This is a genomic window from Bifidobacterium sp., assembly GCF_050874245.1.
In the GTDB taxonomy this organism is placed as follows: Bacteria; Actinomycetota; Actinomycetes; order Actinomycetales; family Bifidobacteriaceae; genus Bifidobacterium.
Genome location: NZ_JBNMKH010000018.1, coordinates 22,011 through 32,685 on the forward strand (window position 1 = coordinate 22,011; position 10,675 = coordinate 32,685).

The following is a 10,675-nucleotide window of genomic DNA, read 5'->3' on the forward strand; positions in this document are numbered from 1 at the left end:
AGGCATCAGTATTCACGGGCTTTCGGAGGCATATCCACGATATGCACCGGCTGCCAGGAGACCTGTCCGGTGACGTCCGTCATGGAGTGGGCCAGGAAATGCTCGTCGTCGCGCTCGGGGAAGTCGAGACGTTTCAATGAGCCTCGGGATTCGTGACGTGCGTCGGATGCGGCAAGCACTGCCTTGCCGAGTTCGATCAGATGGCGCACCTCCCAGATGGCGGTGATCTCCTGATTGAATGCGGGGGAGTCGGAATGCGCGTGCAGCGCTTCGGCGCGCGGCGCAAGATCGTCATCCAACGTGCGCAACGCCTGTTCGATGCTGTGCTGGTCGCAACGCACGGCGACGGCTCGTTCCATGACGGAACCCAAGTCGGCCAGCAATTGGTAAGGATTGTCCTGGGAGGCCTCGTCATCCTCCGGCAGTTGCGCCAACAGATCCTTGACCTGTGCCGAACGTTCGTCGGCCGCCTGCCGGACCCTGTCGGTGCCGGTCTCGCCGAATGGTTCGGCAGTCGGATCGTTCACCGGATTATCGGCGACTCGCTGGGCCAGAGCCTTGCCTGAACGGGTGCCGAACAGGCAAGCGTCCAACAGGGAGTTGCCGCCCAGACGGTTCGCGCCATGCACCGATACGCAGGAGCATTCGCCGGCTGCGAACAGACCATCCACGATGATGCGTCCGCCGTCGATCCAGCGATAGACCTCACCGTCGGTGGTGATTGGAATGCCGCCCATCGTATAATGTGCGGTCGGTTTGACGGGAACATAGTCGTGTGCGGGATCGAGGTTGGCGTACTCTTCGATGGTCTCCACCACCTGCGGCAGAACCTTGCGCATATGGTCCGCGTCGATGCCCGTCATATCCAGCCAGACGCAATCCTTTGGGCCTTCCGGATTCTTTGGATCGGCGACCCCTCGCCCGGCATCGATCTCGGCCATGACGGAACGGCTCACCACATCACGTGCGGCCAGATCTGCATGCCCCGGAGCATACCGTTCCATGAACGCCTCTCCGTCGGCATTGCGTAGCACGCCACCTTCCGCGCGCGCCGCCTCCGACAGCAGAATGCCGGTATGTGCAAGGCCGGTCGGATGGAACTGCACGAATTCGCCATCCTCCAGCTGCAGACCTGCGGACAGGGCCAAAGCCATGCCATCACCGGTCAGATCCCAGGAATTCGACGTGGTATGGAACAGACGTCCCGCGCCACCGGTGGCCATCAGCACGTTGCGCGCGTGGATGGCATGCGTTTCGCCCTTATGCGTGTCGAACGCCACCACGCCCTCGATCTTGTCGTGGTCTTCGGACACCACCAGATCGGTCACATACCATTCCTCGGCGAATTCGACGCCTTCGGCGACGCATTGCTGCCAAAGCGAAAACAGGATCTGATGTCCGATACGGTCGGCCGCATACGCGGCGCGACGGATTGGCTCCTTACCGAAATCCCTGGTATGCCCACCGAACCGACGTTGCGCGATGTGCCCATCTTCGGTGCGCGAGAACGCGACGCCGGCATGTTCCAACGCGACCACCGTGGCCGGGGCCTCCTGGGCGAGCAGCTTCGCCGCATCCTGATCGACAAGCCAATCGCCGCCCTTGACGGTGTCGTAGTAATGCCAGTGCCAGTCGTCCTTCTCCATATTGCCGAGGCTGGCGGCGATGCCTCCTTCCGCGGACCCGGTATGGGAACGTAACGGCTGCAGCTTTGAAATCACCAGAACGTTCGGCTCGATGCCGGATGCCCTCATTTGGCGCATCCGCTCGCTGCGGAGCATCCCCAACGCCGCGGAAAGGCCTGCCGCGCCAGCGCCGACGATCACTGCATCATACATATCTTCAACATGCTTCGGACTCATACCACTGATTTTCGCACAAGGTATGACTTCGCAAGACTGACCGAGGAACGTATGCGCGTGGAACCGGCCCGTTCAGTGGTCAATGATGGAGATCTGCCCGGACCTCATGTCGATGAGACCTTCAAGCTCCAATGATCCCAAATCCCGCATGACACGTGCCACGGAATATTCACCGGGGTGGGTCTCATCCAGCTTGGTGATCACGCAGTCGACCGTAACGCTGCCGCTGGCTCTGCGGCACATTCTGATGGCATCGAGCACGGTCGTGCCGGAACCGGCATGCGGCGTTTCCCGACGTTCACCCTCGCCGACGTCCGCGTCATCGGCGCATTCCGGTCGATGCGCGCCATGGCAGAGTTCGTCGATTTCCGTCAACGAACAGACGATCGAGGCCTTGCCTTCCTGGATAAGACGATTGCATCCGGTGTTATGCGGCATGGTGACGTCCCCCGGAACGGCGAAAAGGCTGCGGTTGAGCTCGTTCGCCCAGCCTGCCGTGTTGAGCGCTCCGGATCGCGCCCGTGCCTGCGCCACGATCAGCGTGGACGACAGCGCGGCGATCAGACGGTTGCGTAGCAGGAAACGTCTCGCTTCGGGCACGGTTCCCGGACACAGTTCGGAAATCAGGGCTCCCGAATGGCTCTCGATCTGCTCAAACAGGCGCTGGTTGCTTTTCGGCCCGATGTGGTTCAGTCCTCCGGCGAAGACGGCGACGGTGCGTCCGGCAAGAGGGGATCCCATCTCGTCCATTGCCTGAATGGCGCCCCAATGGGCGGCCGCATCGGCGCCCAACGCTCCGCCGGACACCACCAGATGACCGGCGCGCGCCGCATGGAGTGCCAACTCATGCGCGCTCTGCCTGCCGTAGTCGCCAACGCCTCGCGAGCCGACTATGCCGACCGGTGCGGAGCATGACACCAACGCCTGGGGATCGCCCTTGCCCCACAGGCATAGTGGAGCCGCCCAATCGGTGTGCAGCGACAGGTCAGCCAGCTGGTCAGGCCAGCAAGGATGATGCGGGGCGATGATCCATTGCGAACCGCCTACGGTGAACCAATCGCGCAATTCGTCCGGATCCTTGCAGGGTAGAAGCGTCAAACGCTGTTGCCATGACACCAACGACCCGTGGAACGAGGCCATGCCGCGGGCATTGATGGTGCGTCCCCAACGCGTGATGCCGTTGATGAACGCCGCGTCCAAAGCGGAGCATGCCGCGGCCACCACGCCTTCGTGGTTGCCTGGGCCGCTGTCGGCAATCAGTTGCAACGCGCTCGCGGCCGAACCGGTGCCCTTGATCAGCGCGTACATCATCGCGTCGGCGCTGTCCAAGCAGAAGGTAAGCACCGCGCGGGCCAAGGTTTCGTCGTCTATCGTCATCGCCGTCATGTCAGCTTCGTCCTCATGGATATCCCCTGCATCATCTCCTCCGGTCCGGGAGAGGTCTTTCCCGCCAGATCGGACAATGTCCACGCAAGACGCATGGCCCGATCCGCTCCTCGCAGACTCAGCCGTTCGCTCGCCAATGCGCGGTTGACCAATTCGATGGCCTTGATCGACGTGTTGGCCCTGAGCCATGAGCCGGTTGCCTGCGCGTTGCAGGTCCATTTGTATTCGCGGAACCGTTCCTGCGCCGTCTGACGCGCGACCATGACCCGCAGACGGATGTCGTGGCTCGAATCCCCGGACGGCGTGGTTCCGGAAACGATGCGCTCCACCGGCGGCACTTCGATTTGGATATCGATACGGTCAAGGATCGGGCCAGAAAGCCGGCTGAAATATTTGATGCGATCCTTCTCCCGGCAGGTGCAGCGCTCGCCGTTGCCATACGCGTAGCCGCATGGACAGGGATTCGCAGCCATGACCAGTTGGAAACGTGCCGGATAGTACGTGGTGCCTTTCGCTCTGGAAATCGCCACATAGCCTGATTCCAGCGGTTCGCGCAACGTCTGTAGCGCGCGAGCGGAGAATTCCGGAGCTTCGTCCATGAACAGGATTCCACGATGCGCACGGGTGATTGCGCCCGGCTGGGCCAATCCCGCGCCGCCTCCGACCAAGGCTGCGGTCGAGGCGGTATGATGAGGCGCCTCGAACGGCGGAACGACGCTGATGCCGTATCCGGGAAGAGTACCGCAGAGCGAACGGATCGACGCCACTTCGAGCTGTTCGTCCTCGTTCAGAGGGCTCATGATGCCGGGGAGCCTGGATGCGAGCATGGTTTTGCCGGTGCCGGGCGGCCCCGTCATCATCAGATGGTGCCCTCCGGCCGCAGCCACCTCCAACGCCCATTTGGCGGCATGTTGTCCCATCACCTCGTTCATGTCCCCGGGCGGAGGGCAGACGGCCATGCCGTCAGCGTCGGCGTCCATACCGCGCATGTTGTCCGGAATCGTGTATTCGGCGACGCCGCCCATCAGTTCGATGAGCTCTCCGACATGACGCACGCCGATCGCTTGGACATCGGGAATGAGGCGCGCCTCGTCCAGGTTGGCGTAGGGGACGATGATCTTCGAAATACTTTGTTCCCTTGCATGCAGCATGATCGGCAGCAGACCATTGATGGGAAGCACCGTTCCATCGAGATTCACCTCACCCAGCACGATGGTATCGGCGAGACAGTCATGGGCGATTGCGCCGGAGGCGCTGAGCACACTGGCCGCTATGGCCAGATCGTGTGAGGACCCTTTCTTCGGCATGGAGGCGGGCGAGAGATTGACCGTGACCCGTGTCTCCGGCCATTTGAAGCCACTGGCCTGGCATGCCGATTTGACTCGTTCGCGTGCTTCGGACAATGAGGTGTCAGGAAGTCCGATGATGGAGAAATAGGGAAGTCCGGGGGAGACGAAGGCCTGGATTTGGATGATGAAGGCCTTCAACCCGATTAAGCCTACGGAAAGCGCGCTGCCGATGGCCATCAGAACGCCCCTTCGATATGGTGCAGCAACGGATGATCCCCTTGCACGACGATGGTGATGACGTCGAAGCGCACGCCGTTGTGCGGCATGCGATGATTGGGATCCGACAGCCATTGCACGGCGGCATGGCGCAGATTGATTTGTTTGGAGGCGGTCACCGCCTCCTGCGGCGTGCCGTAGCGTAGCGTCCGTCTGGTCTTGACTTCGACGAAGACGATTTGGCCCATGGGGTCGCGCGAGATGACATCAAGCTCTCCATAACGGCAGTGCCAGTTGCGGTCGAGAGTGCGCCAGCCTTGGCTTTCCAGCCATGCGGCCGCGTATTGCTCACCAAGATCGCCAATCTGGCGCGAACGCAGCGAATTGTCGCGCATCCGTCGCGATATGGAATCGAGAAGCTGTTCCGAAGACCGTGCTGTGGACGGAACATTGTGCGGTGATGAAAGGTTCATGGTCCCAGTCCAACAGACCACAACCGCATATGACAAGGCCGATCGGCCAATGTGGATAACTCGTGCGGGTCCGGGCGTGTTGTGGATGGGCGGTGGACGGATTCGCATTATCCACACTCATCCACCATCGCGTCCGGACCTATCGCGGAGAGGCGAAGCGTCGGTATGTCAGCGACGGACCAGATTGGTCATTTCGCCCAGATCGAGTTCGAAGCTCACGCCACGTTCCTCATGATTCGGCTGATGCTGGGTGCTTTCCATCGCATGGCGCACGAACTCGCCGGCGATGCCGGCCGCCTCGGCCAACGGACGACCCGCCATCACCGCTCCGCACAGCGCCGAAGCGAACGCGTCGCCGGTGCCATGCGTCATAAACGGCAGCTTGTCATGTGCGAGCTCACGCTTGCCGGCGGCGCCCGTGGAGGCAGACGCAACGTAATTGCGGATTTTGCCATCGCCACGGTCGATGCCCTTGAGCACGACGTTCCTCGCACCGGCGTCGAGCAGGGCGTCGAGCAAAGCATCAACCTGGGCGTCGTCGATGTCCTGCCCCGGATACTCGCATCCCGTCAGAATGGAGGCCTCGGTCAGATTCGGCATCAGCACGTCCGCGCCGTCCACCAGAGTGCCCATCGCCTGGCATAGTTCGGGAGTGTAGGTGGCGTAGATTTCTCCGCCGTCACCCATCACCGGATCCACCAATCGCAGGGCGTGCGGATATTCCTCATACAGGCGTTTGATGATTGCGACCTGGTCGGCTGAACCGAGAAAACCGGAGTAGACGCCGTCCAGATCGACGCTCTCCTGCCGCCACGCGTCCAGATATCCGTCCAGAATCTCGGTCGTGTCATGGAATGTGAACACCTTATAGCGCGTATGCGCGGAGAACAGCGCCGTCGGGACGGGGCAGACATCGCAGCCGGCCGCCGACAGAATCGGAATGGCCGCGGTCAGCGAGCACTTGCCGTAGCCGCACATGTCATGCACCGCGGCCACGCGGGGAATGTACCGCGGATCTCGGTCATACAGAATCTCATCGCTCATATATCAACACCTCTTTCGCGATTGTCTGCACCTGACTTTAGCCGGTGGCGTGACCTCGGCGCGGTTCTGTCACACGACGTTGCCGACGGTCGGATCGACGGCATGTGGGATATCGGCGTGTCGCGGATTTTCGCATGCGTGTTTTCAATGGTTGCCAAGCATGGGAAATCAATGATTCCAACGGTTTATAAAGGGATATAGGCAAGTGCGATAACGTCCGGCTTGCGTCGCGCCCGCAGTCCGGCTTATTGTCGCTACCAACAGCCGGCCAGCCACCTGCACGGCAGGACGAATGACCGGCGAAGACGAGAACAAACGAAACCTCACACAAGGAGCGACACCATGGCAGAGAACAAGAACTACCGCTTCGAGACGCTGCAGCTGCACGTCGGCCAGGAGCAGGCCGACCCGGCCACCGACTCCCGCGCGGTGCCGATCTACCAGACCACCAGCTACGTCTTCCATAACTTCGACCATGCCGAGGCCCGTTTCGGACTGGCCGACCCAGGCAACATTTACGGTCGTCTGACCAACTCCACCCAGGCTGTGTTCGAGGACCGCATCGCAGCCCTCGAAGGCGGCACCGCGGGTCTTGCCGTCGCCTCCGGCGCGGCCGCCGTGGAATACGCGGTGCGTAACATCACCCAGTCCGGCGACCACATCGTCGCCGCCAAGAACGTGTACGGCGGCACCTTCAACCTGCTGCGCCACACCCTGCCGCGTGACGGTGTGAACACCACCTTTGTCTCCGCAGAGAATCCGCAGGAGTTCGAGGACGCCATCCAGGAGAACACCAAGCTCGTCTACTTCGAGACCTTTGGCAACCCGAACGCCGACCTGCCGGACTTCGAGGCCATCACCGCCATCGCCCATAAGCACCACCTGCCGGTGATCGTGGACAACACCTTCGCCAGCCCGTACCTGTTCCGTCCGTTGGAGCACGGCGCCGACATCGTGGTGGAATCCGCCACTAAGTTCATCGGCGGCCACGGCACCACCCTGGGCGGCGTGATCGTGGAAGGCGGCAAGTTCAACTGGGCCGAGGTGCCGGGCAAGTTCCCGACCCTCACCGAGCCTGATCCGTCCTACCATGGCCTGAACTTCTACGAGGCCCTGGGCGGAAGCGCCTTCGTGACCCGCGTGCGCGCCATCCTGCTGCGCGACACCGGCGCCACCCTGTCCCCGTTCGCCGCGTTCCTGCTGCTGCAGGGCACCGAGACCCTGTCCCTGCGCGTCGAGCGCCACGTGCAGAACGCCCTTAAGGTCATCGACTACCTCAAGACCGTGCCGGAGGTCGAATCCATTTCCCACCCGTCCATCGAGGGCCGCAAGGACAACGAGCTGTACAAGAAGTACTTCCCGAACGGCGGCGGCTCCATCTTCACCTTCGATATCAAGGGCGGCAAGGACGCGGCACGCGTGTTCATCGACAACCTGCACCTGTTCAGCCTGCTGGCCAACGTGGCCGACGCCAAGAGCCTCGTGATCCACCCGGCCTCCACCACGCACTCCCAGGAGACCTTGGAGGAGCTTGAGGATCAGGGCATCCACCAGGGCACCATCCGCCTGTCCATCGGTCTGGAGAACATCGACGACATCATCGAGGACCTTGAAGGCGGCTTCAAGGCGCTGCGCGAATCCGGTCTGGCCAAGTAAACCGGTCCGGACAGCCATGTCGGACGGCCCGCGACACCATGAGAAGGGGTGTCGCGGGCCGTCCGTTTCCATGTTTTTTCCGCTTGTAATATGGACGGGCTAGGATTCCGGATTATTGTGGCAGACATTGCCGGAATCCGATGCTGGGGCGGAATCGTCCGCGGTTCCCATCCATACCGTCAGCGGACGCTTCGATTCTGACGATTCGGCAAAACAGAGAGAGAAGGTTGGATTATGGCACAGGACGTCAAGAAAGACATTTCGAAGGCGATTCGGACCAATACCATTCCATTGATCGCCATCATGACCGCGGTCACCACGGTGGTGGCGATGTTCGTGAAGGTTCCGACTCCCGGCAAAGGGTATCTGAATCTTTCGGACACTATGATCTATTTCAGCGCGTATGCATTCGGGCCGTGGGTCGGCGGTATCATCGGAGGACTCGGTCCGGCGCTGTCGGACCTGATCAGCGGTTATCCGCAGTGGGCGATCTTCACGCTCATCATCGATGGCGTGCAGGCGCTGCTGGTGGGATTCCTGGTCCGGCGGTTCGAGCCGGTCAACATCATCGTCGGCTCCGTCGTGGCGGGAGTCTGGAAGGTGTTCGGCTACTTTGTGGCAGGTTGGATTCTTTCCGGAATGGGACCCGCTTTGGTGGATATTCCGGGAAATTGCCTGCAGGCCGCGGTCGGTCTGATTATCGGCTTCGCGTTGTTCTCGGCGGTGCGCAAGGCATATCCGCCGCTGGTGCGACTCGGTGGTCTCGGCGTCAAGGCCAGTGAGTGATACATTATTATTCGGATGCAAAAAGCCCGTGGGTTCACCGGTGAACGGCGATTCCACGGGCTTTTTATACGCCTTTATTCATATAGTAACCGTATTGGCCGTGTCTGCGGCCGGTGCAATGGGCTGATGTGCTGAGGATATGGAGAAAAGCGCATGATCACGGTACGTGATTTGAATTGGCAGTACGCGCCGCTGGCTGATGGCGGCAGGCCGGCGGATAGCCTCAAACATGTCAGCTTCGACATCAAGTCAGGGTCATTCGTGGGAATCATCGGTCCGACGGGTGCGGGCAAATCCACGCTATGCATGGCGTTGGCCGGCATTATTCCGAATCTGGCCGATGGCACCATGAGCGGTCTGGTGGAGGTCAACGGCATGAACACCAGCCGCCATTCGGTGTCCGCGTTGTCCGAGCGTGTCGGATATGTGCAGCAGGATCCGGAATCCCAGCTCTTCTGCGCGAGCGTCGAGGACGAGATCACCTTTCCTTTGGAAAACCGCGGCTTCGCACCGGACATCATCGACAAGCAGATCGACATCATGCTCGATCTGGTCGGCATGGCCGGATATCGCAAGCGAGTGCCGACCAGTCTGTCGGGCGGGCAGATGCAGCGGGTGGCCATCGCGGCCGCATTGGCGGCGGAACCCGATGTGCTCGTGCTCGACGAGCCGACTGCGGCGCTTGACCCGGAAGGCAAGCAGGAGGTCTTCGACGTGCTCGAGCGCATCCGACAGACCCGTTCCATGACGGTGATCATGGCGGAGCAGGATACCGAGCATATCGCCCACTGGGCCGACCAAGTGTTGTTCATGGTCAACGGGGAGGTGGTGCGCAACAGCGACGCCAGCCTGTTCACCCGTGAGAGGGGATTGCTGGAATCCGCTGGAGTGCAGGTCTCGGACAGTCCTCTGCCCGTGGTCAGAGCCGTCCGTACCGGCGGCAAGGGGAAGCGTACCGGATCCAAGAATGCGTCCAAGGCCGAAGCTCCGGCCAAAAACGGAAACGTGATCATCAGCCTGGACCATGTGTCCTACCGGTACGAGCGGGGAGGCAACGCGACGAAGGCTCTGGACGATGTGTCCGTGGACATCGAACGTGGTTCGTTCGTCGGACTCATTGGACGCAACGGTTCCGGCAAAACCACTCTTGCCAAGCATCTGAACGGATTGCTCAAGCCGACGCAGGGCACCGTGACGGTGGATGGTCTTGACGTGTCCAAACACAGCGTCGGAGAAATGGCCGCCCGCGTCGGATTCGTGTTCCAGAATCCCGACCATCAGATCTTCTGCTCCACCACCAAGGACGAGATAGGATTCGGACCGACCGCGCTTGGATTGGATGGCTCCACCGTGTTCAAGCGCGTCGAAGAGATGATGACCCTGTTCGACCTGCACCGTTACGAGGACATCTCGCCGGCCACGCTCGGCTATGGCGAGAGACGCGCCGTGGCGTTGTCCTCCGTGCTCGCCATGCGCACGCCGATTCTCGTGCTCGACGAACCTACCGCGGGGCTCGACCACCGTCTGGCCGCACGATTCCTTGGCGCCGTCGAGAAGCTCAACCGGCGCGGCGTCACCGTCATCATGATCAGTCATGACATGCGCGCCGTATACCGTTACTGCACGCACGTGTTGGAATTGAAGGACGGGAAGATCGTGCAGTACGGTCCGATCGACCGATCGGAGGAGACGCGGGAGCCAAAATCGAAGACCGCGCGTAAGAAGGACAAGGCCAAAGGTCCGGTTTCGGCGACGCACGCGTTGCCGAAAATCGACGAACAACGGAAGGAAGGACGCTGATGGACGCCGATCTGTATGTGCCGGGCGACGGATGGCTGCACCGTGCCGACCCACGTGTGAAATTCCTGATCTCCACGGTCATGCTGGTGCTATGCCTGATATGGCGTAATTGGGCGTTCATCCTTGACGTGCTGATCATCGAGCATCTGATGCTCATCACCGA

General features: G+C 61.3%; 8 protein-coding genes. 3 read left to right on the forward strand and 5 right to left on the reverse strand.

The window, feature by feature from the left end; genetic code table 11:
* Positions 1 to 5: 5 nt before the first annotated feature.
* From ACR0P8_RS03455 to ACR0P8_RS03475, 5 genes are all read right to left on the reverse strand, one after another.
* The gene (locus tag ACR0P8_RS03455; RefSeq protein ID WP_432623694.1) at positions 6 to 1,862 is read right to left on the reverse strand and encodes an FAD-binding protein; all 1,857 of its coding nucleotides are present in this window, start codon (positions 1,860 to 1,862) and stop codon (positions 6 to 8) included.
* Positions 1,863 to 1,934: 72 nt separating this feature from the next.
* Positions 1,935 to 3,248: a DNA-processing protein DprA gene (locus tag ACR0P8_RS03460; protein ID WP_432623696.1), complete on the reverse strand. Its 1,314-nt coding sequence runs from the start codon at positions 3,246 to 3,248 to the stop codon at positions 1,935 to 1,937.
* On the reverse strand, positions 3,245 to 4,774 hold the full coding sequence (locus ACR0P8_RS03465; RefSeq protein ID WP_432623698.1) for a YifB family Mg chelatase-like AAA ATPase: 1,530 nt from the start codon (positions 4,772 to 4,774) through the stop codon (positions 3,245 to 3,247). The genes ACR0P8_RS03460 and ACR0P8_RS03465 overlap by 4 nt, the downstream gene beginning before the upstream one ends.
* The gene (locus ACR0P8_RS03470; protein WP_432623700.1) at positions 4,774 to 5,226 is read right to left on the reverse strand and encodes a YraN family protein; all 453 of its coding nucleotides are present in this window, start codon (positions 5,224 to 5,226) and stop codon (positions 4,774 to 4,776) included. Before ACR0P8_RS03470 ends, ACR0P8_RS03465 begins: the two co-directional genes overlap by 1 nt.
* Before the next feature lie 168 nt (positions 5,227 to 5,394).
* Positions 5,395 to 6,270 (reverse strand): bifunctional hydroxymethylpyrimidine kinase/phosphomethylpyrimidine kinase, encoded by an 876-nt coding sequence (locus ACR0P8_RS03475; protein WP_432623702.1) that lies wholly within the window; start codon positions 6,268 to 6,270, stop codon positions 5,395 to 5,397.
* A gap of 342 nt (positions 6,271 to 6,612) precedes the next feature.
* Between ACR0P8_RS03475 and ACR0P8_RS03480 the strand changes: the two genes are divergently transcribed.
* The 3 genes from ACR0P8_RS03480 to ACR0P8_RS03490 all read left to right on the forward strand — a co-directional run bounded on the left by ACR0P8_RS03480 (position 6,613) and on the right by ACR0P8_RS03490 (position 10,512).
* On the forward strand, positions 6,613 to 7,926 hold the full coding sequence (locus ACR0P8_RS03480) for an O-acetylhomoserine aminocarboxypropyltransferase/cysteine synthase family protein (protein ID WP_432623704.1): 1,314 nt from the start codon (positions 6,613 to 6,615) through the stop codon (positions 7,924 to 7,926).
* Positions 7,927 to 8,160: 234 nt separating this feature from the next.
* Positions 8,161 to 8,712, forward strand: a complete 552-nt coding sequence (locus ACR0P8_RS03485) for an ECF transporter S component (protein WP_432623706.1) — start codon at positions 8,161 to 8,163, stop codon at positions 8,710 to 8,712.
* Between the two features lie 153 nt (positions 8,713 to 8,865).
* Positions 8,866 to 10,512 (forward strand): ABC transporter ATP-binding protein, encoded by a 1,647-nt coding sequence (locus tag ACR0P8_RS03490; protein ID WP_432623708.1) that lies wholly within the window; start codon positions 8,866 to 8,868, stop codon positions 10,510 to 10,512.
* Positions 10,513 to 10,675 lie beyond the last annotated feature (163 nt).

Coding starts and splice junctions, on each gene's coding strand:
- ACR0P8_RS03455 (WP_432623694.1), bottom strand. CDS start 1,862: ATGAGTCCGAAGCATGTTGAAGATATGTATGATGCAGTGATCGTCGGC.
- ACR0P8_RS03460 (WP_432623696.1), bottom strand. CDS start 3,248: ATGACGGCGATGACGATAGACGACGAAACCTTGGCCCGCGCGGTGCTT.
- ACR0P8_RS03465 (WP_432623698.1), bottom strand. CDS start 4,774: ATGGCCATCGGCAGCGCGCTTTCCGTAGGCTTAATCGGGTTGAAGGCC.
- ACR0P8_RS03470 (WP_432623700.1), bottom strand. CDS start 5,226: ATGAACCTTTCATCACCGCACAATGTTCCGTCCACAGCACGGTCTTCG.
- ACR0P8_RS03475 (WP_432623702.1), bottom strand. CDS start 6,270: ATGAGCGATGAGATTCTGTATGACCGAGATCCGCGGTACATTCCCCGC.
- ACR0P8_RS03480 (WP_432623704.1), top strand. CDS start 6,613: ATGGCAGAGAACAAGAACTACCGCTTCGAGACGCTGCAGCTGCACGTC.
- ACR0P8_RS03485 (WP_432623706.1), top strand. CDS start 8,161: ATGGCACAGGACGTCAAGAAAGACATTTCGAAGGCGATTCGGACCAAT.
- ACR0P8_RS03490 (WP_432623708.1), top strand. CDS start 8,866: ATGATCACGGTACGTGATTTGAATTGGCAGTACGCGCCGCTGGCTGAT.